The organism is Pseudomonas sp. yb_5 (assembly GCF_043103865.1).
GTDB lineage: Bacteria > Pseudomonadota > Gammaproteobacteria > Pseudomonadales > Pseudomonadaceae > Aquipseudomonas > Aquipseudomonas putida_Y.
The window spans coordinates 29,243-54,091 of the sequence record NZ_JBICKE010000051.1 but is presented as its reverse complement, the minus strand read 5'-3'; the positions used below and the strand labels follow the sequence as shown (position 1 = coordinate 54,091).

General features: G+C 59.6%; 19 protein-coding genes. 10 read left to right on the top strand and 9 right to left on the bottom strand.

Features of this window, described 5'->3' with window-relative positions:
• Nucleotides 1–110 precede the first annotated feature (110 nt).
• Entirely contained in the window at nucleotides 111–284 is a 174-nt protein-coding gene (locus ACF8GF_RS06475) for a DUF2274 domain-containing protein (RefSeq protein WP_392519731.1), read from the bottom strand.
• A gap of 489 nt (nucleotides 285–773) precedes the next feature.
• Here ACF8GF_RS06475 and ACF8GF_RS06470 point away from each other — a divergent pair, with 489 nt between their 5' ends.
• From ACF8GF_RS06470 to ACF8GF_RS06460, 3 genes are read left to right on the top strand one after another with little or no spacing between them, the layout of a single operon-like run.
• Nucleotides 774–2,246 (top strand): DUF262 domain-containing protein, encoded by a 1,473-nt coding sequence (locus ACF8GF_RS06470; RefSeq protein WP_392519730.1) that lies wholly within the window; start codon nucleotides 774–776, stop codon nucleotides 2,244–2,246.
• Complete coding sequence (locus ACF8GF_RS06465) at nucleotides 2,243–4,198, top strand: DUF262 domain-containing protein (RefSeq protein WP_392519729.1); 1,956 nt, start codon at nucleotides 2,243–2,245, stop codon at nucleotides 4,196–4,198. Before ACF8GF_RS06470 ends, ACF8GF_RS06465 begins: the two co-directional genes overlap by 4 nt.
• 37 nt (nucleotides 4,199–4,235) lie before the next feature.
• The gene (locus ACF8GF_RS06460; RefSeq protein ID WP_392519728.1) at nucleotides 4,236–5,069 is read left to right on the top strand and encodes an HNH endonuclease; all 834 of its coding nucleotides are present in this window, start codon (nucleotides 4,236–4,238) and stop codon (nucleotides 5,067–5,069) included.
• A 126-nt stretch (nucleotides 5,070–5,195) separates the two neighbouring features.
• Here ACF8GF_RS06460 and ACF8GF_RS06455 read toward each other — a convergent pair whose 3' ends face one another.
• From ACF8GF_RS06455 to ACF8GF_RS06430, 6 genes are all read right to left on the bottom strand, one after another.
• On the bottom strand, nucleotides 5,196–5,954 hold the full coding sequence (locus tag ACF8GF_RS06455) for a class I SAM-dependent methyltransferase (protein WP_392519727.1): 759 nt from the start codon (nucleotides 5,952–5,954) through the stop codon (nucleotides 5,196–5,198).
• A gap of 296 nt (nucleotides 5,955–6,250) precedes the next feature.
• The gene (locus tag ACF8GF_RS06450) at nucleotides 6,251–7,153 is read right to left on the bottom strand and encodes a helix-turn-helix transcriptional regulator (RefSeq protein WP_392519726.1); all 903 of its coding nucleotides are present in this window, start codon (nucleotides 7,151–7,153) and stop codon (nucleotides 6,251–6,253) included.
• Nucleotides 7,154–7,220: 67 nt separating this feature from the next.
• On the bottom strand, nucleotides 7,221–10,295 hold the full coding sequence (locus tag ACF8GF_RS06445) for an efflux RND transporter permease subunit (RefSeq protein WP_392519725.1): 3,075 nt from the start codon (nucleotides 10,293–10,295) through the stop codon (nucleotides 7,221–7,223).
• On the bottom strand, nucleotides 10,292–11,416 hold the full coding sequence (locus tag ACF8GF_RS06440; protein ID WP_392519724.1) for an efflux RND transporter periplasmic adaptor subunit: 1,125 nt from the start codon (nucleotides 11,414–11,416) through the stop codon (nucleotides 10,292–10,294). The genes ACF8GF_RS06445 and ACF8GF_RS06440 overlap by 4 nt, the downstream gene beginning before the upstream one ends.
• The gene (locus ACF8GF_RS06435) at nucleotides 11,406–12,254 is read right to left on the bottom strand and encodes an ABC transporter six-transmembrane domain-containing protein (protein WP_392519723.1); all 849 of its coding nucleotides are present in this window, start codon (nucleotides 12,252–12,254) and stop codon (nucleotides 11,406–11,408) included. The genes ACF8GF_RS06440 and ACF8GF_RS06435 overlap by 11 nt, the downstream gene beginning before the upstream one ends.
• A gap of 373 nt (nucleotides 12,255–12,627) precedes the next feature.
• On the bottom strand, nucleotides 12,628–14,082 hold the full coding sequence (locus ACF8GF_RS06430; RefSeq protein ID WP_392519722.1) for an efflux transporter outer membrane subunit: 1,455 nt from the start codon (nucleotides 14,080–14,082) through the stop codon (nucleotides 12,628–12,630).
• 102 nt (nucleotides 14,083–14,184) lie between these two features.
• Between ACF8GF_RS06430 and ACF8GF_RS06425 the strand changes: the two genes are divergently transcribed.
• From ACF8GF_RS06425 to ACF8GF_RS06400, 6 genes are all read left to right on the top strand, one after another.
• Nucleotides 14,185–14,802, top strand: coding sequence for a TetR/AcrR family transcriptional regulator (locus ACF8GF_RS06425; protein WP_392519721.1), 618 nt, complete (start codon nucleotides 14,185–14,187; stop codon nucleotides 14,800–14,802).
• A 71-nt stretch (nucleotides 14,803–14,873) separates the two neighbouring features.
• Complete coding sequence (locus tag ACF8GF_RS06420; protein ID WP_333982524.1) at nucleotides 14,874–15,989, top strand: efflux RND transporter periplasmic adaptor subunit; 1,116 nt, start codon at nucleotides 14,874–14,876, stop codon at nucleotides 15,987–15,989.
• Entirely contained in the window at nucleotides 15,986–19,075 is a 3,090-nt protein-coding gene (locus ACF8GF_RS06415; RefSeq protein WP_392519720.1) for an efflux RND transporter permease subunit, read from the top strand. The genes ACF8GF_RS06420 and ACF8GF_RS06415 overlap by 4 nt, the downstream gene beginning before the upstream one ends.
• Nucleotides 19,076–19,106: 31 nt before the next feature.
• Nucleotides 19,107–19,913, top strand: coding sequence for an oxidoreductase (locus tag ACF8GF_RS06410; RefSeq protein WP_333982522.1), 807 nt, complete (start codon nucleotides 19,107–19,109; stop codon nucleotides 19,911–19,913).
• Between the two features lie 28 nt (nucleotides 19,914–19,941).
• On the top strand, nucleotides 19,942–21,225 hold the full coding sequence (fabF, locus tag ACF8GF_RS06405) for a beta-ketoacyl-ACP synthase II (RefSeq protein WP_333982521.1): 1,284 nt from the start codon (nucleotides 19,942–19,944) through the stop codon (nucleotides 21,223–21,225).
• A 2-nt stretch (nucleotides 21,226–21,227) separates the two neighbouring features.
• On the top strand, nucleotides 21,228–21,791 hold the full coding sequence (locus ACF8GF_RS06400) for a helix-turn-helix domain-containing protein (RefSeq protein ID WP_333982520.1): 564 nt from the start codon (nucleotides 21,228–21,230) through the stop codon (nucleotides 21,789–21,791).
• A gap of 254 nt (nucleotides 21,792–22,045) precedes the next feature.
• Here the strand turns inward: ACF8GF_RS06400 and ACF8GF_RS06395 are convergent, their stop codons facing one another.
• Both ACF8GF_RS06395 and ACF8GF_RS06390 read right to left on the bottom strand, forming a co-directional pair.
• On the bottom strand, nucleotides 22,046–23,029 hold the full coding sequence (locus ACF8GF_RS06395) for an MDR family oxidoreductase (RefSeq protein WP_392519719.1): 984 nt from the start codon (nucleotides 23,027–23,029) through the stop codon (nucleotides 22,046–22,048).
• 47 nt (nucleotides 23,030–23,076) lie between these two features.
• Nucleotides 23,077–23,709 (bottom strand): TetR/AcrR family transcriptional regulator, encoded by a 633-nt coding sequence (locus tag ACF8GF_RS06390; protein ID WP_392519718.1) that lies wholly within the window; start codon nucleotides 23,707–23,709, stop codon nucleotides 23,077–23,079.
• 174 nt (nucleotides 23,710–23,883) lie between these two features.
• Between ACF8GF_RS06390 and gcvA the strand changes: the two genes are divergently transcribed.
• Complete coding sequence (gcvA, locus tag ACF8GF_RS06385) at nucleotides 23,884–24,783, top strand: transcriptional regulator GcvA (RefSeq protein ID WP_333982517.1); 900 nt, start codon at nucleotides 23,884–23,886, stop codon at nucleotides 24,781–24,783.
• Nucleotides 24,784–24,849 lie beyond the last annotated feature (66 nt).

Here is a 24,849-nt window from a genome sequence, read left to right as displayed (position 1 = left end):
CAATTTCGTCCGAGTGCCTTTGGGGCGAAGGCCCGTGATCACATTTGTTACCAGCCTCTTCGGAGGCAAGGGCTTAACGGGCGGCCAGCCAAGGTAAACCGATTCGGTTGTCAGCACGTTTTACCAAGTCTCCTGAATACCCGATCCCTCACCATGAACGCCTCCAGCATGCACGGAACGAGCGTCAGGGCGTCGACCTCTTCACCGTAGGTCTGTGAGTGCAGCGCCGCGTAGCGCTTGAGGTCAGCCCTCAGGCTGGCCGGACAGGTGAAGGTCAGCTTCATGTTCTAGGTTTTCGTCAGTGGGCCGAGACGTAGTTTGGTCGTGCTCATTGCAGGCTCCCTGTTCAACGTATGCGAAATTGCACTCATCTGACTAGGCAATTGCATTGATGTTGACCACCCGCTTGCATCCGACTTGACCAGCGGGCGGCAGAGACGCGGAGGCAGAGACCGCTCCATTGCTGCCGGTAGCAATAGGCAGCAACCGGCCAAAAGCTGACAGACTTGGGCAAGATGAGTGGCCTCGCTTTGGGGTACTGAGGGCTTCAGGAAAGTGGAGCCAATTCGCTGGGATGCGGCAACCTTGGCATGGTCGGAGTGGTCGTCAGGTTATCCTTCAGTCTGCTTGCCGTCTCTAGAGCATCATCCATCCCGATACCTAGTATTTGATGGCGCTTCTGGTTTCGTACGATGATGTCGGCGTGACACCATTTAGAGGTGGGTTGATCTATCGCTCCCCTTTGCTCCTTTGTTCACGGAAGAGTTCTGCACATGACGCAGTCCCTCAAGAGCGAGGTTAAGACGCTAAGCGGCCTCGTAACACCTGATATCGTCGTAGCCAGCACCTCTGTTGCTACCTTGCTTGGCGGAGAGTTGATCCTCGGCAGCGATGGCAGCCCCATTAGCGGCCGCTTAACCATCCCCGAGTACCAGCGCCCGTATCGCTGGCAGGTCAAGCACCTGCAACGCCTACTGCTCGATCTCACCGAGTATTTTTCGCTGTCTGACGATGCAATACCTCCAGAGCACGATTTCTACTTGGGTAGCATCATCATCCATCAAGCTCGCCCACCGCGAATGCGCTCCGATGTCTTGAGCATCATCGATGGCCAGCAACGCCTAATCACCTTGGCGTTGATAGCGCATGTGCTGAAACAGCGTGATCTCGCCAAAGGCATCGAGCTGACATCTCCGGAGTCCCAGGCCCGCGCTCTGTACAACTTGCGCTGGCTTGAGCAACAGCAGTTGCCAGCGGTGGATTTCTCCAGAGTGAACATCACCTTGGTTGTCACTCGCAGTGAGGATGATGCCTACCGCTTCTTCGAGACGCAGAATACCGGTGGGGTCAGGCTGGACGGCCCGGCGATTCTGAAGGCGCATCATTTACGTGGGGTACCGCAACAGGAGCAAGACAAACAAGCGCGTCGCTGGGAGGCTTGGGGTGCGCTGGACGGTACCGTGGATGCGCTGATGAAAGCGCGCCATTGGCAACTGCTTAAGTGGCGCAGTCTCTCGAGCCATCGCCAACCGCTGCAGACACGTGAAGAGATCGTCGCGGAATTGGCTGAGCGCACTGGGCAGGGACGGGATATAGCGTACCGGACTGCTCGGGTCCACCACATAGAACAGGGCCAACACTTGCAAGTGGACAGCGGATACGCCATGCGTCAGCCGCTTAACACGGGCGTCAATGCCATTCACTACTTCGACTATTTCCATGTGCTGCGGCGCACGGTGTTGGTCCGGCGTGATGACCCGGGTCTAGCGCCCTTTCATCAGCTCTACGACCACCTAGTGGTGCAGGCTAATGGCAGTGAATTCCTGCGCAAGCTCTTTGACTGCGCAGTGTTGCTGTACGTCAGCCAGTTTGGTCGACAAGGCTTGTTAGAGGCTGCTTGCTGGCTGTTCAGGGCAATCTTCTCGCCGCGGCTGAGTAATGAGAAGGCCGTACGTGAAAGCACGGCGCAGAGTTTCGCTGAGCACAATCCAGTGTTGGACTGGATCGCCCACAGCTACACCCATGCTGAGCTAATCGAGACGTTGCAAGGCTTCAGTTACCTCATTGCAGAGAGGTTGGATGCGAACAGCGTGAAGTACCGGTTTGTACGTACGGTGCAAGCCTACTTTTCAATGAATCTGAGTGCACCGGGCGAAGCGCTGCAGTCTGATTTTGATACTGCGCTAAAGCAGGCGATCTCCCGCAAGTTCCAGAAAAGCTCTTTCGACCTTGTGGGTGAGCAATGAGCGAAAGTGTCCGTTCCTATGTTCAGGCGCCTGCCTTGTTGTGCGCCGCCGAAATCACCCTGGTCATTCCCAGCTACCAACGACCCTACGTCTGGCCAAGTGAGGACGTTGTCACCCTGCTAGAGCAGATCATGGAGGCCTGCGATACCGGCTTGCCGCATTACTACATCGGAACAGTCCTGACGTCCGTCGTTGCATCTCGCGATTCGAGTAGTGCCCACACTGTCTACGAAGTGATTGATGGCCAGCAGCGTATGACCACCTTGATGTTGCTCGCATTCGCACTCACCGAGGTAGTGCCCAACACTGAATTGTCGAACTTCATCGTGTGGAACAAGCGGCCCCGACTCACCTTTGCTATTCGTGATGAAGTGCAGCGTCTATTCGCGGCGTGGGCTGGACTTAGCAGCGAGGAGGGTAGGAACGGAACCTCGGAGACAGACGAAGCTTACATCAAACATCTTGCTGCGGCCCGAAAGGCACTTTCCGATCGCCTTGGGGTGTTGCTCCGTCTACGGAGCGACGCGTATCTGGCCGAGGTTGCTGAGTACCTGTATTCGAAGGTTCGCTGGGTGAACAACATCATGCCCCCAGGCATGGATTTAAACCGATTGTTCTCGACCATGAACAACAGCGGTGTCCAACTCGAGCACAGTGACATCCTCAAGGCCCGCCTCCTGGCGGTGATCGGAGCGCAGAAGCATCGCTACGATGCGATCTGGCAAGCCTGTGAAAACATGGGCGACTTCTTCGAGCGCAATCTACGCAAGGTCTTCCCAGGCGCCGATTGGAAAAGTCTGAAACAGGATGACTTAGCAAAGCACTGCGCCAAGACCTTTCCCCTGACGCGCAGCACCGCCCGGGACGTGCAGGGTCTAACGATTGCGCAGCTAGCGAAGCTCTCAGTGTTGGATTCTGACAAGCCTGAAGCACTGCAAGAAGCTAAGCACAATTGCCGCCCGATCATCAGCTTCGGTCTGTTACTGATGCACGCCCATCGCATCTATTTGCATCAGCAGCGTCAGGACGATGTCGAGGTACGTCTGCATGACAGCCGGCTCAATGACTACTTTGCTGACTTCATCGACCAAGCCACCGAGAAGCATGCCAAGGCCTTCATCGAATGCCTGTGGACAGTGCGTTATCAGTTCGACCTTTGGGTGGTGAAATGGCTTCCCGAGGCTGACAGTCAGGCCTCTAATTTACGTCTGACCAACGTCAATAGAAGCCGTTTGGACGATGGCTGGCGGCTGGTGCGCGCCAAGCTGGAGAGCAGTGACCTGAGCCAGTTGCAGAGTGTGCGTAACTTTACCGGCGAGCGAAGTGCACAGTATTGGTTGACCCCATTTCTCGGTGCCTTGGTAGCCGGTGAGGCAAAGACACAAGCACAGGTCCTGAAGTTGCTTGAGCGTATCGATAACCAACTGTCTCTGGCGGAAGAAAGCCAGAAGGAAGCCAGCTTTGCGCTGTTGAATGGTGATGAAGTCGCCATGCGTAGCATCGAAAGTGTGATTGAAGAATTGGAGGAGCCTAGCGGCACTCGCTTCGAACACTACTGGTTCCAGAAGCTGGAATATATCCTCTGGCGTGAGCGCGACCGCTTCGGTACTTATGACGCCGTAAAGCTTGCAACCTACCGAATCACTTCGAAGAACTCGGTAGAGCATGTCCATCCTCAACGTGAAGAGTTCGGTGTTGAGTTGGCTAGGGATCACCTCGACAGCTTTGGCAATCTGGTGCTGCTGAGTCCTGGTGAAAACTCGTCGTATAGCAACCAGCGAGTTGGCAAGAAGCGAGAAGACTTCAAAGGCAAGCCTCGCTACGACTCACTCAAGCTTGCCCACATCTTTAGTGGCGAAACCGACATGGAATGGGACATGCCAGCTATAGCCCGGCATCAGACACAGATGCTGGCTTTGATCAAGAAACACTATGAGACGGCGGGAGCCTAAAAATCGCCAGTAAACCGGCCCTGATCGGAGTGGATCGATGATCACAGTAGAACAGTACATGCAGGCTCTGGCCGAGCTAGCGAATGACCAGTCGAAGCTAATGCAAAATGGATTTGCCATGCTGAAGGCGAACTATCGGTCTCCTGGTCGCCTAATCAGCGCGACTCGTCTGTCTCAGGCCGCGGATGAGAGTTATACGGGGCATGGCCCCGCCAACATCCAGTACGGCCACTTTGCTCGCCGGATTGCGAGTCTCCTTAAGTACACCCCGGACGTTGTTGCCAATGACTATCCGCGCTGGACCTACACCCTATGCACTGCCCATGAGCACAAAGACCGCAATGGGCATTTCCAATGGATTCTGCGTCCCGAGGTAGCCGAGGCTATGGAAAGCCTGGGCATGGTGGATCCCATCGGAACTCATGACGCCTTGGATGATCTTCAGGCTATGGAAGAGGTAGCTAGTGCACTTAGCGAGAAGGAGCGTAGTACCTATCAGAAGGCACGGATCGGGCAGGGCCCGTATCGCGAGCGGCTCACTAACTATTGGGGAGGATGCGCTGTCACCGGCTGCCAGATGCACGAGGTATTAATTGCTTCGCACATGAAGCCTTGGCGCGAGTGCAATGTGCAGGAAGCCGTGGATATGCCCAATGGTCTTCTGCTAGCCCCTAATCTCGATGCCGCCTTCGATCAGGGATTCATCACTTTTGACGATAACGGGCAGATAATGTTATCCCCTCAGTTGAAGCCGTCCAACGCAGCGCTTTTAGGCATTGCGGAGGACATGTGCCTGCGCAAGGAGCTTACCGATTACCACCTTCCTTACTTGCAGTACCATCGTGACAATGTCTTTAGATCCAAGCCGTAGTGGTCACCCGAGGTGCCCTAAACACTCGATGAGCGCTTCTGGCCGGGAGCAGTCGCTCGTGACAGGCGGCTTCCGGCCAGAATCGCTCATTGAGTGTCTACTAGCTCCGGGACAGACCAGCTTTCCTCAGCTTGGGCGACTCGCTTCAAAGCTGATGATGTGATCATCCTGACAGGGTTGACGTCCGTACTGATAGTTACCCGACACCACCACATCCACAAAGCCCGCTTCTCGCAATGCGAATGCCAACTCATCGACGCCCCACCACCGTAAGTGGAATAGATCGAGCTCGGCACCCTGCAGGTTGCCATCTCGCCAGTGCTGATAGTGCAAGTGGGAGAGGGTGGTTTGCTTGATGTAATCGATCTTGGCTCGATGGCAGGTCAACGTTAACAGGTCACTGCCAGTAACCTCCCAACTGCGAGCAGAGCTTCCTTCTCCGATGATGCCTTGAATTGGATCAACGTCCAGTATCAGCCGCCCACCAGGCTGCAAGTGATCCCAAAATCGCTTGAGCACGGTCATCGCCGTCGCAGTATCCGTAATCAACTGGAACGACCCAGCGGGCATGATGATTGCGGTGAAACGATGATCGTAGCTGAACTGCTCGAATGTTTGGCAGGTCAGGGGGATGGGAAGCCGCCGATTGAGGCACTCCTGGCGACAGTATTCGAGCATGTCTTGCGAGGCGTCAAAGCCTTCTACGGCCAGGCCTAATTCAAGCAGTGGTATGAAGATGCGCCCGTTGCCAACCGCAGGTTCGAGGATAGGACCATCACACCCCTTCAAACGCTGCTGGTAGTACTCCAAATCGCCGAATGAGTGGCCAATTGGCTTATCGAGATGATAGATCCAAGAGGCGAGTCGTCCGTACCTGTTTTGCATTTCTTTTCTCCCTACTGACGTGACAAGGCTACCTCATGTGATCTGAACTTGAGTACCTTGCCAGGGAGTTCGAGCACAAAATCAATTCAGTCTTTTGCTCAGTGGTTTCTGAACAGTCACTTCTGACGAGTTCGGCGATTCTCTGACTGTCTTTGCCGACCTTTTCTGGAGGTGCTGGGGCGGGGGCGTGGCTCGTGGAATCATTGTTCCTAGTCCATCCAGTCGACCTAGTAGCCGGCAGCTGGTCTGTCCCGGGCTGTGTGCATTCCGCCCGAGTCTGCCGTTTTCGGCCCAACTTAGCGCCTCACAGGCACTTCCACGCGCAGCACGATACCGCCTGTCATCGAGTCATCTATCTCAAGTATCTGCTCGACGCACAGTCCATCCCAATCAGGGCAGACATCAAGCCTTTTTGCCTGTTTCTCCATGCCTTCTAGCGCTGCCATATAACCCATGTCCGAGGCGATATAGCACTCGCAGGTAAGGTATTCACCGGCGGGGACCCGCTTGTGTTTGGCGCTTTCTGTCACTACCGGACACCAGCTACCAAACCACTGAATGCAGTCTTCCCAGGGGGCGTCGAGTAATTTCACTGGTGTCAGGATCGCCCGGTTGTAGAGCTTGTCACCCAGTCGCTCGCAGAGTTCTTCGAAACTGATATCTGGAAGCCTTTCGATGTGTAGAGCGCGCTCCTCAAGTACCTCAAGGCGACAGGGTAGGTTTTCTGCCAGTTGAATCTCTAGCGGATTTTGATTCGACGGTACACGGTGTGCCAAAGGCTCGAGCACGCTTCTAACCTGATCCAGCGTGCCGCTTTTGCCGATCACTTTGATTGCTTTGGCCGTTTGCTGTAGCTCTCTTTGCAAGGCCTTGGCCAGTGCCTGGGAGGAAGAGAAACCACAGGCCAGGGCAATATCTGTGATTTTTCTCTGTGGACTGTCCAGTAGCATGGATACGGCCCACTGCAGTTGCACGCGGCTCAGGTAGCTGCCGGGTGTTTCACTAAATACTCGGGTGAACTGCCGGTGGAAATGATACGGAGAGATGGCACTACGCCTGGCCACCTCCTGCCAGGCGAGTGCCGAACCTTGCGTCGAGTGTATGAGCTGCAATGCGGTCTCAAATCGTTTGCGCTGGTGGGGCGGTAGGTTTTTCAGCAGCGCATGTTCCGGCGCCAACATGTGAGGGGTATTACGCATCTGCTCTTGCTCCATGAGCTAGGACTTGTCTGTATCTGCTATGTGCGGGTCTTGGAAGGTGACAACATCATCGCGCTGCCGCCGTCGAGAGATTCTGGTTTTTGAGCCGATAGCTGATGCCGAGCAAAATCGGGACCAGAATCAAGGTAATGGCGGTGGCAAACAGCTCGCCAAACACCAGCGATACTGCCGCAGGCTTCAGGTACTGAGCTTGCTCACTGCTCTCGCTGATCAACGGCAATAGACCGCATACAGTCGTTACAGTAGTGAGAAAAATGGCGCGAAAGCGACTACTAGCACTGCTGATCAATGCCTCTCGCAGGCCCAAACCTGTGCGGATGTTCTGGTTGAAATGGGTGATCAGTACCAGTGAGTCGTTTACCACGATTCCGGTCAGGGCCAGCATTCCAAACATCGATAGAAGGCTGATCGGTAACCCCATGAGCCCATGGCCAAAAATCGCCCCTGCGAAACCGAAGGGGATCACTGCCATTATGAGTAGCGGCTGCCAGTATGACTTGAGCGGGATCGCCAGGAGTGAGTAGATAAGAAGTAGAGTCAGCAGCATGGCCTGCTTGAAACCATCCTGTACCTCGTCGATTTCTTCGAACTCTCCGGCAGCTCTGATCGTGACTGCGGGGTAGCGCGCTTCGACTGTGGCAATTTCGTCCTGCAGTTGTTCCAGTGTGTGCTCCGGTGCCTGAATGTCGCGGTCCTGTCGCCAAGACAGATTGACCACCTGTTCACGGTTACGTCGGTACAAGGTTTCAGGCTCGCGTTCGATGTGTAGCTCTGCCACATCGCCGAGCGCTACTGTTTGGCCGTTGTTCAGGAACACGGGCGTGTTGAGCAACTGCTCCTTGTTACGACGTGCGCTAGCGGGATAGCGCAAGATCAGCTTCGTTTCCTGTCCATTCTCAAGCATGCGGTGAATTTCGCGTTGGCCGAAGGCTTCTCCAGCCAATTGTGCTAAGTGGTATTGGCTGAGGCCCAGTTGGCGGCCAAACTCGTTGAGCTTGAGGCTGATCTGGGGCTGTCCGCCTTGGCCGTCGTCATACACGTCGCTTACGCCGGGAAGCCCGGCAAGCGCGTTCGCCAGCGCTTGGCTGGCATCGCGGGCCAGGTCTCGGTCCAAGGCTGCAATAGCTAGTCGACTGCCGCCCGTAGGCGATTCCGCAGAAGCAAAACTCACGGCGTACGCGCCTTCCAGGGGACCCGTCCGTTCGCGCCAGCGGTTAAGCAGGGTATTGCTGGGGAGTTGACGCAGGGCTTCTTGGCTGAGTTCGGCGGTTACCTCGATCTCGCCATAGCCATCAGAGTGGCTCAGCAGGTTGATCAGCAGTGGCTGTTTCAGCGCATATTCTCGCATCAACGTGCTGGAAGTCTGTTCGGCACTCTGGGTTAGCTGTTCCAGTACTCTGGCTTGCAACGCCAAAGGGGCTCCGTCCTCTAGGTCGACTTTTGCGGTGATGTAGCGCCCGGGGATTTCGGGGAAAATCGCGCTGCGGATTGCGCCGCTGCTCCAGAGTCCGTACGCAAGCAGGATAAAAGCGGCGAAGCCGAGCAGGGTGGCGGCGCTGTGCTCGAGCGCCGCACTCAGAAGTGGTCGATACACTTTGTTGATGAACCACTGCAGGCCGCTTTGGGCACCATGCTGCAGGCGACTCAGACCCAGGGGCATTCGTATCTCGTTGCCGCACAAATGTGCCGGCAGGATCAGTTTGCTTTCCAGCAGGGAGAACATCAGTGCGAAGATCACCACGGCGGAGAAACCTGCCAGCACTTTGGCCAGCTCATTGTTGATCCACAGCATGGGTGAGAATGCGGCAATGCTGGTCAGCACCCCAAAGACGGTTGCGACGGAAACCCTGTTTACGCCTTGCAAGGCAGCTTCGGCCGGAGGGCGCCCAGCGCGCCGCTGAGCATAGATGCTCTCGCCGACGACGACGGCGTCATCGACCAGAATGCCCAGCACGAGTATGAAACCGAACAGGGTAATATCGTTCACGCTGTACTCGAAAACCTGCATCGCGGCGAGGGTGCCGGCCAGGGCCAGGGGGATACCCGCGGCGACCCAGAATGCCAGTTTCAACTCGAGGAACAGCCCCAGCAGCACGGTAACAATCAACAGCCCCTGCCACGCGCTGTTACCCAACAGTCCAAGCTGTTCGCGGATGTACGGCGCCATTTCCGCCATAGTTGTCAGGGTGATATCCGCTGGTAGCAAACGTTGCTGGCGGGCCAGAGTTTCTGCGATGGCTTCGCTGACCAGCAGCAGGTTGTCTTCCCTGGCGGTGCTGACTAATAGGGCGATGGCAGTCTGGCCGTTGTTTCGGACGATCGCTCCGTCGTCTTGGAACTCGCGTTTGATGCTGGCGACATCGCCCAGAGTCACTGTGCCTTGAGCGTTATTGAGCAGGGCAATGCTGCTGAGCGGCTGCAGCCCATCGGCGTAGCCGTCGCCACGCAGTAGCAGGCGCCCAGCGGCGTTCTTCATCTCGCCGCTGCGGGTTTCCAGGGAGTTGCGTGCCACCGCGTCGGCAACCTGCTCCAGGTTCATGCCGGTGCTTTGCAGCTTGTCGAGGTCAGGTTCGATGACCAGTAGCGCTTGACGACTGCCGAGGTTGGCTACCTTGGCGATACGTGGGTGCTGTTTGAGGGCCTGTTCGACCTGCCTGGCAATGGGTTGCAGCATGCTGTTGTCATGCGGGCCAGATACGATGACAAAGGCGGCCAGGTTGGTGAACTCCTCGCGGGTGATCTGCGGTTTCTCCGCTTGTTGTGGCATTCCCTCTATCGCGTTGACCTGATTGCGTACCTCTTCGACCAGCTTGTCCAAGTCGGCCGCTGCTGTCTTGCGTACTCTTACGCTGGACATGCCGGCACTGGACTGACTGAGGATCTGCTTGATCCCACCGATACCGCTGATCGCCGATTCGACGCGTTGGGTTACGCTCTGATCGATCTGCGCCGCAGTGCCGCCTGGGTAGGCAATGTTGACCACCAGGCTGCTAGGGGCAATCTGCGGGAACGACTCAATCCGCAGTTGCGTCAGCGACAACAAGCCAGCAGCCAGGATCGTTATCATCAGCAGATTGGCCGCGACGGGGTTAGCAATGAACCAGCGGTTCAGGTAGTTCATAACTCTGCCTCAATCGGCGTCACTACTTGCCCAGGCAGCATGGAGTGCAGTGGATAAAGCACCACTTGGCGCGGCTCGCTTGGTGATTCGTTGAAGATTACCCAGGCGCTGGCTTCTGTATGCTGCAGCCGGCGAACATGCTCTTTGACCAGTCGAGCCTCTTGCACCGTCCAGACTTCGTCGTCGCGGGTGAGCGCGCTCAGGGGCAGTTGCATGGCATCTTGCTGTTCGGTCAGACGCAGATGCACCTTGACGTGCTGGTTGGGCAGCAGGCGCGGTATGCGCTGGTAGGGGGTGTCGACCCGCAGCACGATTTCTCTTTGGCGGGTAACCTCATTGGCCAGTGGCGCGAGGTAGCGCAAGCTGGCTGGCCAGCGTTGCTGCTGACGGTCCTCCAAGCTGATTTTGGCCTTGCCCAACTCGCCAGATAAGCGTTGCCATTGGTTGTCGCTGATCGGCAGTTTGACGTCCAGGCTATCGCTGGCGGCAATCTCGAACAGTACCTGGCCCTGTTCAACATGTTGCGCAGGGCTGACCTGCCGCTGAAAAATCACTGCGTCGTACGGCGCTCGGATCTGTGTATCCGTCAGCATTTTTTCGACACTTGTGACAGTGGCGCGGGCCTTGCTAAGCGCGAGTCGCGCCGCAGCAACTTGCGGCTCGCGGCGACCGAAAGCAGTGTTTTGCTCGCCGCGTAGCATTTTCAGCGCAACGGCTTGTTCAAGCTGGGTGCGTGTCAGTTGCAGTTTGGCTTCAGCCACATCACTTTTGGCTTGCGCCAGTTGGGCCTCCAGCACGGTGGTGTCGAGGCTGGCCAGCAACTGATCCTTGTGCACGATGGAGCCCGGCTCCAGGCTGTCGTCGAGCCAGTGCAGCTGCGCGCCGCTGCGAGCCTTGAGTTCAGCCCGCCAGCGTGCTGATGTTGTGCCCAGCACGGTAAGTGTCGGAGCGAAAGCTTGCGCGTATACCGTCACTACTGTCACCGGCGCAGGATCAGCAGCGAGCGGTTTGGTCGTAACCGGCGCAGGTTCGGTAATGATCACCAAAGTAATGGCCACAAGCAGCAGGCCAATGCCGCCAACTATGGGCAGGGTGCGTCGCATCCTTGAATTACGCTGCATTGAGTCGCTCGTGGATATCGCGCAGACGCGAGAGGGTTTGCAATGTGATCGGTAAGAGCAGTGCCGCTTCTACGAACTCCAGTGAATAGGTCACCACTGCAAACAGTTGGCCTGCACTCGGTGTGTTTAGCTGAGTGGTCAACAGCAGGTTGGTCAGCACAAAGGCGAACAGCACCATGAACACGATGCCGTAGAGCGCGGCCTCGGTATCGGAGAGCTTAACTTCACGCGCCTTTAGCTTTCTCAGATGCGTATACAGGCCGCTAGGGGGGAGGGAACTGAGTACGTTGACCTGACGCTCAACCTGACTGTTCAGGCGTGCATTCAGCCTTACGAAGGACTGGTGAAACAGGGTATAGATAGTGAGCATCAGTAGCCCAGCCCCTCCAGCGCTCATCGCAAGCCAAGGGCTGAAACTGGCAAGCACGATCAATGTAACCAGCAACTGAATGATGGCGGTGAGCAGTGGCGGCAGGTCGTGCTCGAGGAAGTCGACGAGCTCGCGGGACATACTCAAACGAGCACTGCGCGTACTCACCGGGCGGCTGCGCAGGCGACTATCGGTATCCAAACCCACTTTTACGCGAATGTCGCCATAGATACGGGTGTCGTAAATGCGCCGTGCCACTGCCACGATGACCAAGGCAGTCAACACGCCGGCGAGTATCAGTACATCCTGATACTGATTGTTCATCAGACTGTCGATCGAATAGCCGATAAAGAGCGGCAGCAAAGCCATAAGGAGATTTTCAGCTATTACCAAAAGCCAGGTAACACTGATCTTGTGCTTGTGCCCGACAACAATCTTCGCCAGGGAAATCGTTTGTAAAGCGCTCACGCTATGGCCTCTGAATTGGATCAGAGGCGATTGTCGCGCTGCTCGTACTTGAAAAAGTGTCTCAGCTTGCTGTCTTAGCACTGGGGGGAGTGGTGGGTCTAGGAGTCGGTCTCCCTGTTGCACGCCTGTCAGGCCGGAGTTGCAGGCATGATGGCGAGCAGGATTAGTGGCTGGAGAGCTGGCAGCAGGCACTGAAGCGCGCAGGGTGAAAGCCTTCGCCAGAGAGCCGAAGCTACGGCAGGGCCTTCAGTCACCCAGCGCCCGCGTTTGGCCGATAGCGGGATAGGCAGCTACCGGCCAATAGCGGACTGTCGGCATCGCTATCACGTAACCAAAGATCAGCACAAAGCAACTACTTGGTACAGCCTTGCAATCAGTTCGCTGCTAGTGAGCTTGGTACATTCCAACCGCCACCTAGCGCCTTGAATACCGCAACGCCAGCGCGAGCAGACTCGGCTTTTGCCTGGGCTCGGGCGTCTGCAGCGCGCAACAGATTGTCGTCGGCCTGCAGCACTTCGATCAGGCTGGCGACGCCTTGTCGGTAGGCTTCGAACGACGCTTGCCGGGCGCGGCTGAGCGAGTCTACTCCCTGCTCCAACACGTTGGCCTGTATCTCGCGCTTGATCAGTGCGGAGAAGGCATTCTCCACGTCCTCGGTGGCTCGAAGCACGGCGAGGCGGTAGGCGGCCAGTTGCTCGGCTTCCTGCCCTTTGGCCAGGTCGATCTGGGCATTGATGCGGCCGAAGTCGAACAGGCGCCAGCGCAGCCCCAGCACGCCACTCATCTGGCTGGCACTGCTGCTGAACAGGTTGCCGCCGGACACCGACGTGGCACTGCCGATCAGTCCACTCAGTGAGAACTTCGGGTAGTACTCAGCGACGGCGGTACCAATACGCGCGTTCGAGGCGGCCAGCCGGCGTTCGGCGACGATCAGGTCGGGCCGACGACGCAACAGGTCCCCAGGCGTAACGCCCGTATTGATTTGCGGTGTCACCGGGATGGCCTCGACCTCGGCCAACTCGGTGCTGTACGTGCCAGGTTGTGAGCCGAGCAGCACGTCGAGGGCGTTCATCGCAGCGTCCAAGCCGGATTCCAGGACAGGTACCGAAGCGCGCACCTGGGCGAGTGCCCCACGGGCTTGGTGTACCTGCAGGTCAGCGGCCAAGCCCTGGCTCTGCAGCAACTCGATGGTCGTCAACAGGTCTTGTTGCGTCTTCACCTGCTGCTGCGCCACGCCGATGCGGGTTTGCAGGCCACGAATGCTGATGTAGATGTCGGCAGCCTGTGCCGCGACGGCAAGCCGTGTGGCGGCTATGCCTGCCTGCGAAGCTTGGTATTCCGCCAACGCAGCCTCGCGATCACGGCGCAGGCCACCGAAAACATCCAGCTCCCAAGTGGCGCCAAGATTGGCTTCGTAGCTGTTGCCGTAGCGGTCAAAGCCAGGCGCGGAGTCGAGTACCTGGCCCAGTGGCGTCTCCACCGATTGGTAGGCGCGCGCCGCCTGGCCGTTGATGGAGCCAGAGGGCAGCAACGCCGCATTGGCCGAACTCAGGCCAGCCCGGGCTTGGGCGATACGTGCTTCGGCCTGGACCAGATCCAGATTCTGCTGCAGCGCAAGTGTCACGAATCGAGTCAGTTGCGGGTCGCCAAAGCTTGCCCACCAATCGATCAAATCAGCCGTGGAGCTCCCAGACCGCTGCTCGATGGCATCCTGCCCCCAAAAGCGCTCGGACAGGGAAATCTTGGGGGGCTGGTAGTCTGGACCTACTGTGCAACCTGCCACCAGGCTGATGCTGATCAATACAACGAGGGTGCGCTTCGGCAGCATGGGATTTTCTTCCGAGATAAAGGGAAATGGTTAAGGATGTGACCATAATACATTTTGGTCACTTGTTGTCCATCACCCTGACGCTCTGTAGGCTATCTCCCCATGAACAAGACTCCCTCCCCCAAAGTTGCAGCACGTGGTCCGGTGGATCACGAGGTACGTGATCAGATCGTGGCAGCGGCGACCGAGCATTTCCGCCTGTACGGCTACGAGAAGACCACGGTTTCCGACCTGGCCAAGGCCATCGGCTTTTCCAAGGCCTATATCTACAAGTTCTTCGAGTCCAAGCAGGCCATCGGCGAGATGATCTGCTCGAACTGTCTGCAGCAGATACAGACCGAGGTGATGACCGCCATTGACGAGGTGGACAGCCCACCCGAGAAACTGCGGCGCATGCTCAAGGCCCTGGTAGAAGCCTGCCTGCAGCTGTTCTTCGAGGATCGCAAGCTCTACGACATTGCTGCCTCAGCCGCCTCCGGGCGCTGGCCGGCGACCTTGCTCTACGAGGGTTTCATCGAGCGAACCCTTCGCGAGATCCTGCAGCAGGGGCGGCAAAGCGGCGACTTCGAGCGCAAGACGCCCTTGGACGAAGCCACCCGTGCGATCCACCTGATCATGCGCCCCTATTTCAATCCGCTGCTGCTCCAGTATGGGCTCGACACCACCGATGAAGCGCCGACCCTGCTGTCCAGCCTGGTGTTACGCAGTTTGTCACCCTGAGTCGTGACTATTGACTAAATTGGTCACAAGGCTCAAAGTGAGGCTCCCTACGACTTCGCGATGGGTTCCTCATGCGCCGGCGCAACCTCCTTCTGTCCACCCTGGTCGGCGTCATGCCGTTCGCGCTGGTCGCCTGCAGCGACCAGACGCTCCCTGATCCCCGTACTGATGCGCCCCTGGTTCGCATCGCCACCATCCAGTCAGCAACCTCCACGTCGCGTGCTTTCACCGGCATCGTCGCGGCCAGGGTGCAGAGCGACCTCGGTTTCCGCGTATCCGGCAAGGTGTTGCAGCGCCTGGTCGATACTGGCCAGACCGTCAAGCGCGGCCAGGTCCTGCTGCGCCTTGATCCGGTCGACCTGCAACTCGCTGCCCATGCCCAGCGTGAGGCGGTGGCCGCAGCGCGTGCACGGGCTCAGCAGGCGACTGATGACGAGGCACGCTACCGCGCTCTGCGCGGTACCGGTGCGGTATCGGCGTCCGCCTACGATCAGTACAAGGCGGCGGCGGATGCGGCCCGTGCACAACTCAGTGCAGCAGAGGCCCAGGCCAAGGTTGCCGGCAATGCCACTCGCTATGCTGAATTGCTCGCCGATGCCGATGGCATTGTCATGGAAACCCTGGCCGAGCCCGGCCAGGTGGTCAGCGCCGGCCAGGCTGTAGTAAGGCTTGCGCATGCCGGCCCACGCGAAGCCCTCGTACAGCTGCCGGAAACCCTACGCCCGGCGGTCGGTTCCAGCGCCCAGGCCAGACTCTTCGGCAGGCAAGACGTTAGCGTCGCTACTCGGCTGCGCCAGCTGTCAGATGTCGCTGACCGCCAGACCCGCACCTTCGAGGCGCGCTATGTGCTCGATGGCGATCTAGCCGATGCGCCACTGGGCACCACCATCACCGTGCAAATCAGCGATCCGCAGACCATCACGCCGAGCGCAGTGCAGGTGCCTATCGCCGCGCTGTACGACGCTGGCAACGGACCTGGCATCTGGATTATCCGCGGGGAGCCGGCGCAGGTGGCGTGGACACCCGTCAGTGTTCAGTCACTGGATGATGAAAGCGCCCGCGTCAGCGGCGCGATCAAAACGGGCGACAAGGTAGTCGCCCTGGGCGCGCACCTGCTGCGCGACGGCCAACCTGTACGCCTAGTCGAGCCGGCCACGGTGGCAGCAGCCGAGGAAGGTCAGCCATGAGCGACGGTCGTTTCAATCTCTCCGCACTTGCAGTACGCGAGCGCTCCGTCACCCTGTTCCTGGTCTGCCTGATCTCCCTGGCGGGGCTGGTCGCCTTCTTCAAGCTCGGGCGCGCCGAGGATCCGGCCTTCACCATCAAGGTGATGACCATCGTCACCGCCTGGCCCGGCGCCACCGCCCAGGAGATGCAGGATCAGGTTGCCGAGAAGATCGAGAAGCGCCTGCAGGAACTGCGTTGGTACGACCGCAGCGAAACTTACACACGCCCGGGCCTAGCCTTCACCACCCTGTCCCTGCTCGACACCACACCGCCCTCGGAGGTACCCGAGGAGTTCTACCAGGCGCGCAAGAAGATCAGCGACGAGGCCAAGACACTACCAGCCGGGGTGATCGGCCCGCTGGTCAACGATGAGTATTCGGACGTCACCTTCGCCCTGTTCGCACTCAAGGCCAGGGGCGAGCCGCAGCGCCACCTGGTGCGCGACGCCGAGACCCTGCGTCAGCGCCTGCTGCATGTACCCGGCGTGAAGAAGGTCAATATCATTGGCGAACAGGCCGAGCGCATCTTCGTCGAGTTCTCCCACGAGCGCCTGGCCACCTTGGGCATCGGCCCCCAGGAAGTGTTCGCCGCGCTCAAAGGGCAGAACGTCCTGACCCCGGCCGGCTCCGTGGAAACCCATGGCCCGGACGTCTTCCTGCGTCTCGACGGCGCCTTCGATGAACTACAGAAGATCCGCGACACCCCGATCATCGCCCAGGGCCGCACCCTGAAGCTTTCCGATGTCGCCACGGTCAAGCGCGGCTATGAAGACCCGGCCACCTTCCTGATTCGCAGCGGCGGCGAGCCGGCCCTGTTGCTCGGCATCATAATGCGTGAAGGCTGGAACGGGCTCGACCTGGGCAAGGCCTTGAACGATGAAGTGCAACAGATCAACGCTGAACTGCCGCTGGGCATGAGCCTGAGCAAGGTCACCGACCAGTCCGTCAACATCAGTGCATCCGTCGACGAGTTCATGGTCAAGTTCTTCGTCGCGCTGCTTGTGGTCATGCTGGTGTGCTTCGTCAGTATGGGCTGGCGCGTCGGCGTGGTAGTCGCGGTGGCGGTGCCGCTGACCCTGGCGATGGTTTTCGTGGTGATGGCCGCCACCGGCAAGAACTTCGACCGCATCACCCTGGGCTCGTTGATCCTCGCCCTCGGCTTGCTGGTGGACGATGCGATCATCGCCATCGAAATGATGGTGGTGAAGATGGAGGAGGGCTATGACCGTGTGCGGGCATCCGCCTATGCCTGGAGCCACACAGCCGCGCCGATGCTCTCCGGCACCCTGGTCACCGCCGTAGGCTTCATGCCTAACGGTTTTGCCCGTTCTACGGCTGGTGAATACACCAGCAACATGTTCTGGATTGTCGGCATCGCGCTGATCGCCTCCTGGCTGGTCGCGGTGATTTTCACACCTTACTTCGGCGTTAAGCTGCTGCCAGAGATCAAGAAGGTCGAAGGTGGTCACGACGCTATCTACGACACTCCGCGCTATAACCACTTTCGCCAACTCCTAGGTCGGGTAATTGCACACAAGTGGCTGGTCGCAGGCTCCGTGATCGGGCTGTTCGTGGCGGCCGTACTCGGCATGGCGCTGGTCAAGAAACAGTTCTTCCCCATCTCCGACCGTCCCGAAGTCATGGTCGAGGTGCAGATGCCCTATGGCTCCTCGATCGCCCAGACCAGTGGCGCTGCGGAAAAAATCGAAGCTTGGCTGGCGAGGCAGCCAGAGGCGAAGATCGTCACGGCCTACATCGGCCAGGGAGCACCTCGCTTCTTCATGTCCATGAGTCCGGAGCTGCCGGATCCGTCGTTCGCCAAGGTCGTCATACGTACTGGTAACGCGGATGAGCGCGAGGCATTGAAGCACCGCCTGCGCAAGGCGATTGCCGAGGGCTTGGCCAGCGAGGCCCAGGTGCGCGTCAGCCAGTTGGTGTTCGGCCCGTATTCGCCCTATCCGGTGGCCTACCGGGTTACCGGTCCGGATCCGCGGCTCCTGCGCGAGATCGCTGCCGAGGTGCGGCAGGTGATGGAGGCCAGCCCGCTAATGCGCACGGTCAATACCGACTGGGGCACCCGCGTTCCCACGCTGCACTTCAATCTGCAGCAGGATCGCCTGCAGGCGGTGGGGCTGACTTCCAGTGCAGTGGCGCAGCAGCTGCAGTTTCTGCTCAGCGGTGTTCCCGTCACTGCTGTGCGCGAAGACATCCGCACCGTCCAGGTCATGGCCCGTGCAGCCGGTGATATCCGACTCGATCCGGCGCGGGTGATGGATTTCACTCTGGCCGGTGCCAATGGCCAGCGCATTCCGTTGTCACAGGTGGGCGAAGTGGAGGTGCGCATGGAGGAGCCTATCATGCGCTGGCGCGATCGCCTGCCGACCATCACCGTGCGCGGCGATATCGCCGAAGGCCTGCAGCCGCCCGACGTTTCGACCGCCATCAGCCAGCAGTTGCAGCCGATCATCGAACGGCTGCCGAGCGGCTATCGCATCGAGCAGGCGGGATCCATCGAGGAGTCTGGCAAGGCGAGCAAGGCCATGCTGCCACTGTTCCCGATCATGCTGGCCGTCACGCTGATCATCATCATTCTGCAGGTACGTTCGATTGCCGCGATGATCATGGTTTTCCTCACCAGCCCATTGGGACTGATCGGCGTGGTGCCGACGCTGATCCTGTTCCAGCAGCCGTTCGGCATCAACGCGCTGGTCGGGCTGATCGCGCTGTCCGGCATCCTCATGCGCAACACCCTGATCCTGATCGGGCAGATCCGCCAGAACGAGGCGGCGGGGCTCGATCCGTTCCGCGCTGTGGTCGAGGCCACCGTGCAGCGTGCCCGACCGGTGATCCTTACCGCGTTGGCGGCGATCCTGGCGTTCATCCCGCTCACCCATTCCGTGTTCTGGGGCACGCTCGCTTACACCCTGATCGGCGGCACCTTCGCTGGCACCGTGCTGACCCTGGTATTTCTGCCGGCCATGTACGCGATCTGGTTCGGCATCCGTCCCATCCACCACGGTCCGCTCACGCAGGCACAGCCTGCATGACCCCCCATTCCCTTGATCGAGAGTAACCACCATGTCCAACCCCACAGTGGTCGTCATAACCGGTGTGTCATCAGGTATCGGTCGCACAGCGGCAGAACAGTTCGCCCGGCGCGGCTGCCGCGTGTTCGGTAGTGTACGCAACCCGGCCACCGCGCAGGCTATCCCCGGCGTTGAGCTGATCCAGCTGGATGTCCGTGACGAAGCCTCGATCCACCACGCTATCGAGCAGGTCGTCGCCGTGGCCGGACGCATCGATGTCCTGGTCAACAACGCCGGCACCACACTGCTCGGTGCGACCGAGGAAACCGCTATCGACGAGGCCCAGGAGCTGTTCGATACCAACGTATTCGGCATCTTGCGCGTCACCCAGGCGGTACTACCGCAGATGCGCAAGCAAGGCAGCGGGCGCATCGTCAACGTCAGTTCTGTGCTCGGCTTCCTGCCGGCGCCCTACATGGGCCTGTACTCGGCCTCCAAACATGCGGTGGAGGGGTTGTCCGAAACCCTGGATCACGAGGTGCGGCGCTTCGGCATTCGCGTCGCGCTGGTCGAGCCGTCGTTCACCAAGACCAGCCTCGACCTCAACGCGCCACAGGTCGCCCTGCGTATCGCCGCCTACGACAGCGAGCGGGCAACCGTCTCCCAGGCCATCCAGATGAATGTGCAGAAGGCGCCTTTGCCCGATGCGGCAGCCGCGACCATCGTCGAGGCTGCCCTGGGCGCGTGGAAAATGCGCCATACCCCCAAAGGTGAGGCCTCCCTGCTCAGACGCCTGCGCCGCTTTATGCCGGCAGGCCCAGTTGACTCGGGCCTGCGCAAGACCTTCGGCCTCGGCTGATCCACCTCTTCACGTACGAGACCACACCATGCACAGAGAACACAGCACACGCATCGTCGTTACTGGCCTGGGCATCGTCAGCCCTCTGGGCTGTGGCAGCGAGATGGTATGGACGCGCCTGCTGGCTGGCCACTCGGGCATCCGTAGGTTGCCGGTTGAGCTGAGCGAAGGTACTGGCAGTGAGGTTGGCGGGCAGGTGCCCGGTATTGCCGACGATCCCCAGGCCGGCTTCGATCCCGAGCGGTACATCCCCGCCAAGGAGCGCAAGAAGATGGACCGTTTCATCGAGTTCGCTCTGGTCGCTGCAGAGGAAGCCCTGGCGCAGGCCGGCTGGCGGCCGACTGAGGAAACACAGCGCCAGCGCACAGCGACTCTCATCGCCTCTGGTGTCGGCGGCTTCGGTGCCATTGCGGAGGCCGTGCGCACCACCGATCAGCGCGGGCCACGGCGGCTGTCCCCCTTCACCGCACCGTCATTCCTGGCCAATATGGCGGCCGGCCAGGTGTCTATCCGGTATGGTTTCAAAGGGCCGCTCGGAGCGCCGGTAACCGCTTGCGCGGCCGGCGCGCAGGCCATCGGCGACGCAGCCCGGCTGATCCGCAGTGGCGAGGCCGATATCGCCCTGTGCGGTGGCACCGAAGCTGCCATCGATCGAGTCACGCTCGGCAGCTTCGCCGCGGCACGTGCGCTGTCCAGTGGCTACAACGACAGCCCTCACGAAGCATCGCGTCCGTTTGATCGCGACCGCGACGGTTTCGTCATGGCCGAAGGCGCAGGGCTACTGGTGATCGAGTCGCTGGAACATGCCCTGGCAAGGGGAGCACGACCGCTGGCTGAACTGACCGGCTACGGTACCAGTGCCGACGCCTACCACCTTACTGCCGGCCCTGAAGATGGCGATGGTGCCCGCCGCGCCATGCAACTGGCATTGCGCCAGGCCGGCATCGCTCCTGGTGAAGTGCAACATATCAACGCCCACGCCACCTCAACGCCAGTAGGCGACCGTGGCGAGCTGGCGGCCATCCGCTCCGTGTTCGGCAGTGACTCGGGCGTAGCGATTACCTCGACCAAATCCAGCACCGGGCATCTGCTCGGCGCTGCCGGTGGCGTCGAGGCCATATTCACCGTGCTGGCGCTGCGTGATCAGGTCGTCCCGCCGACTCTCAACCTAACCGCCCCCGATGAGGCCGCCGACGGTCTCGATCTGGTAGCCCTGAGTGCCCGGCGCATGTCCCTGCAATACGCACTGTCGAATGGCTTCGGCTTTGGCGGTGTCAATGCCAGCCTGTTGTTCCGGCGCTGGAAGACCTGACGATGAACCAGCCAACCACCAAGGACTTGCGCCGGGACAAGCGCCGGCAAGCGATGCTGCTCGCCGCGAGCGAGGTTTTCATGGCGTTCGGCTTCGACCATGCGAGCATGCAGGCCCTGGCCGATTCGGCCGGTGTGACCAAGGCAACGCTCTACGCCCATTTTGGTGACAAGGCACAGCTCTACAGCGCGGTGATCGAATACTGGTTGGAGCAACTACCGGAGCCGAGATTGCCAATCCAGGCGCGAGGAGGACTGCGTGTCTGCCTGGAAAGAGCTGCACATGAGCTGCTACTACAGAATCAGCACACTGCCTCTCACGCCCTCACTCAAATGGTGCTGCGTTCGAACCGGATTGCACATAAGCGCTGGCGGCAGCGCTTTCTCCCCTATCAGCGCTACCTGGAAAAGGCCCTGTCCCGTTGGGCTCGTTGTTCAGCGCCCGAGCAAGCAGCCATCCAGTTCCTTCTGCTGGCGATTGGCAGCCTAGACTGCAGCAGTCCCCTGGCAGTTAGCAAAGCGCGGCTGGCCGCGGCTGTCGAGATGTTCGCCCAAGCCTATGCGTAAGCTATTTGGACGAGTCTAAGACATGGTGATTCTCTGGGCTCAAACCGAAGACGAACTTCATTTTGCTGCTCTACTTGCGATATCAGCCCAGCCACCCAGGTGCTGACGTTTGTTGAAACGTCCACTTCTGGCCAGTTCCCGCCCTTCGTCAGCGGCGGTAGCCGGCCAGTTGCGGAGAGGCCTGAGTCGGTCCACTGGCGTCCATCTGAGGGTTGGAGGGCTCTGGGAAAGCAGGGGCGATTCAGCCGGAGGTATTAGCGGTTGACATCAACCACCACACGCCCTCGAACCTTGCCGTCGAGAAGGTCGTTAGCCGCATCGATAGCCTCACTGAGTGCAATCTCACGAGTAATGTCGTCCAGTTGCGCCAGATCCAGCTCCGAGCACAGGCGTTGCCAGGCAGCCACCCGTTCCTCATGGGGGCGGGTCACACTGTTGATTCCCAGCAGGCTGACTCCGCGCAGGATGAAGGGGGCTACCGTGGCGGGAAAGTCCATACCCTGGGCCAGACCGCATGCTGCAACGGTGCCGTCCGCGCGCGTGCTGGCGCAGACATTGGCCAGCGTGTGGCTTCCCACCGAGTCGATTGCTGCCGCCCAGCGCTCAGCCGCCAAGGGGCGTCCGGGGTTGCTCAGCTCGGATCGGTCGATGATCGTGCTGGCGCCCAGTTGCTTCAGATAATCAGCCTCCGCCGGGCGGCCAGTGGAGGCGGTTACCGAGTAGCCCAGCCTGGCGAGCAGTGCTATGGCGAAGCTGCCGACCCCGCCATTGGCGCCTGTGACCAGTACTTCGCCACGCTCGGGCGATAGCCCGTGACGCTCCAGCGCCATCAGGCAGAGCATGGCGGTGTAGCCAGCGGTGCCAATTGCCATGGCCTGGCGTGCACTCAGTTGGTCGGGCAGAGGGATCAGCCAGTCGCCCTTCAGTTGGGCCTTCTGGGCCAGCCCACCCCAGTGCGTCTCGCCAACACCCCAGCCATTGAGCAGGACCCGGTCGCCAGTCTTGTATCGGGTGTGGTTGCTGGCTTCGACGACGCCCGCCAGGTCGATGCCCGGAACCATGGGGAAGCGGCGTACCACCGGGCTGCGGCCACTGATGGCAAGGCCATCCTTGTAGTTGAGCGTGCTGAACTCGACACGTACGGTGACGTCGCCTTCAGGCAACTGCGAGTCATCCAGCTCCGTCAGGCGTGTCTGATAGAGGTCTTCATTCTTTTCGATGAGCAGGGCTTTGAACATGGTCTCTCCTTATTTAGACTGATCGTCTATAAATGGTTGAAAGAACACTAGCGTGCCGCGCTGGCCAGAAAGCCATTGGCGAAAGTGTCTAGCGGTTGGGCGTTCTGGACCAACTTGGCGCGCAGCACGGCGCCTTCCCAGCCAATCCAGAAATAGGCGGCAAGCGCGTCGCAATCGCTGTCAGGCCTCAATTGTCCGAGGCTGACTGCCTGAATCAGGCAATTGGCCAGCCGTTCTTGCCAGTCGAGGAGGACATTCTCCAGCGCATCGCGAAAGCTGGCTGGCAGTGCCGTTATTTCCTGACCCAGGTTGCCGACCAGGCAACCCCGGCGAAACTGATGCCGGGCCATACCTGCTTTGGCATCCTCGACGAAATTGCTCAGGCGCTGCAGGGGCGGGACGTTGTCATCCAGCAACCAGCGATCCAGCTTGCGCGCGAAGTAGGTGGCATAGCGCTGCAGCACCTCCTGGACGAAGGCTTCCTTGCTGTCGAAGTAGTGATAGAACGAGCCCTTGGGAACACGTACACGCTTGAGTACGGTATCGATCCCCGTGGCGGCAAAGCCCTGCTCGGTCAGCACTTCCATACCGCAGTGCAGCAGCGCCTCACGCGTGTCGTCAAAGCTTCTCGCAATTTTCGGCGGGCGGCCACGGCGGGGCTGAGGATTGGAAGTAGTCATGGCAATATATTAGACCGACCGTCTATAATGTCAATCGCACGATGCCGGAGCAGATACACCCATGTGCACAGACGGTGCCAGCGCAATGGTGATGATCGACGTGTCGATCCTTCGGCCCAGCCACTATGGCAAGGTCTGCAGTGGTTGGCTCATGATTTTCGGAGACCACCTTTCATGAAGCAAAGCTTGCCACCGCTCAACTGGTTGCGGGCATTCGAGTCCGCGGCGCGCCATCTCAACTTCACCCATGCTGCAGAGGAGCTCAACCTGACGCAGGCGGCTGTGAGTCAGCAGGTCAAGGGGCTGGAGATGAAGCTGGGAGCGGCGCTGTTCAAGCGTTTGCCCAGAGGGCTGGAACTCAGCGAGGCCGGCCAGGCCTACCTGCCGGCGGTTCATGAAGCCATCGAGCGCTTGGCCGCGGCCACCGATGAGATCTTTGGCCAAGGGCATCGCAAGGTACTGACCGTGCGCGTCAATCTGGTGTTCTTCATCCACTGGTTGTCGATGCGTCTGCCTGACTTTCGCAGGCAACACCCCGACATCAACCTGCATATCACCAGTAACATCTGGGTCGGAGACACCGATGTCGAGGCCGACCTGGAGATTCGCCACGGCCAGGGCAAGTGGGCGGGCCTGAAAGCGGATCGGCTGACCTGGGACTCCCTGGTACCGGTGTGTTCGCCCTCGTTGGCGAGTGAGCTGAAACCACTGAACACGCCAGCGGATCTTGGGCACCACGAATTGCTGCACGTGCTGGGGTATGAAGAGGGCTGGGGCTACTGGTTGAAAAAGGCCGGGGCGAACCGAGTGGACTCATCCCAGGGGCTGCAGTTCGACACGTTGATCTCAGCCTTGAGAATGGCCGAACTGGGTCAGGGCGTGGCCCTGGCGCGTTCCTCCCTGGTCGAGCACATGCTCGATCGGGGAGCGCTGATCGCGCCTTTCGAGCAACGCTTCACTACCCAGGAAGCCTTCTATCTGGTGTATTCCCCCCTTGTCACGGCTAATCCCCAGGCCGTTGCCTTCATCACCTGGCTGGTCTCGCAGGCTCAGGCTGCGCTCCCTCACAACTGAGTTTCACCGCCGTTTCGGCGGCCCTGGCAGTTGGGTTAGCACCTCATTTCTTCTGTTCCGTTCAAG

Bases quoted from the DNA above. Each gene is read 5' to 3' on its own strand.
- ACF8GF_RS06475 (WP_392519731.1), bottom strand. From the start codon at position 284: ATGAAGCTGACCTTCACCTGTCCGGCCAGCCTGAGGGCTGACCTCAAG.
- ACF8GF_RS06470 (WP_392519730.1), top strand. From the start codon at position 774: ATGACGCAGTCCCTCAAGAGCGAGGTTAAGACGCTAAGCGGCCTCGTA.
- ACF8GF_RS06465 (WP_392519729.1), top strand. From the start codon at position 2,243: ATGAGCGAAAGTGTCCGTTCCTATGTTCAGGCGCCTGCCTTGTTGTGC.
- ACF8GF_RS06460 (WP_392519728.1), top strand. From the start codon at position 4,236: ATGATCACAGTAGAACAGTACATGCAGGCTCTGGCCGAGCTAGCGAAT.
- ACF8GF_RS06455 (WP_392519727.1), bottom strand. From the start codon at position 5,954: ATGCAAAACAGGTACGGACGACTCGCCTCTTGGATCTATCATCTCGAT.
- ACF8GF_RS06450 (WP_392519726.1), bottom strand. From the start codon at position 7,153: ATGCGTAATACCCCTCACATGTTGGCGCCGGAACATGCGCTGCTGAAA.
- ACF8GF_RS06445 (WP_392519725.1), bottom strand. From the start codon at position 10,295: ATGAACTACCTGAACCGCTGGTTCATTGCTAACCCCGTCGCGGCCAAT.
- ACF8GF_RS06440 (WP_392519724.1), bottom strand. From the start codon at position 11,416: ATGCAGCGTAATTCAAGGATGCGACGCACCCTGCCCATAGTTGGCGGC.
- ACF8GF_RS06430 (WP_392519722.1), bottom strand. From the start codon at position 14,082: ATGCTGCCGAAGCGCACCCTCGTTGTATTGATCAGCATCAGCCTGGTG.
- ACF8GF_RS06425 (WP_392519721.1), top strand. From the start codon at position 14,185: ATGAACAAGACTCCCTCCCCCAAAGTTGCAGCACGTGGTCCGGTGGAT.
- ACF8GF_RS06420 (WP_333982524.1), top strand. From the start codon at position 14,874: ATGCGCCGGCGCAACCTCCTTCTGTCCACCCTGGTCGGCGTCATGCCG.
- ACF8GF_RS06415 (WP_392519720.1), top strand. From the start codon at position 15,986: ATGAGCGACGGTCGTTTCAATCTCTCCGCACTTGCAGTACGCGAGCGC.
- ACF8GF_RS06410 (WP_333982522.1), top strand. From the start codon at position 19,107: ATGTCCAACCCCACAGTGGTCGTCATAACCGGTGTGTCATCAGGTATC.
- fabF (WP_333982521.1), top strand. From the start codon at position 19,942: ATGCACAGAGAACACAGCACACGCATCGTCGTTACTGGCCTGGGCATC.
- ACF8GF_RS06400 (WP_333982520.1), top strand. From the start codon at position 21,228: ATGAACCAGCCAACCACCAAGGACTTGCGCCGGGACAAGCGCCGGCAA.
- ACF8GF_RS06395 (WP_392519719.1), bottom strand. From the start codon at position 23,029: ATGTTCAAAGCCCTGCTCATCGAAAAGAATGAAGACCTCTATCAGACA.
- ACF8GF_RS06390 (WP_392519718.1), bottom strand. From the start codon at position 23,709: ATGACTACTTCCAATCCTCAGCCCCGCCGTGGCCGCCCGCCGAAAATT.
- gcvA (WP_333982517.1), top strand. From the start codon at position 23,884: ATGAAGCAAAGCTTGCCACCGCTCAACTGGTTGCGGGCATTCGAGTCC.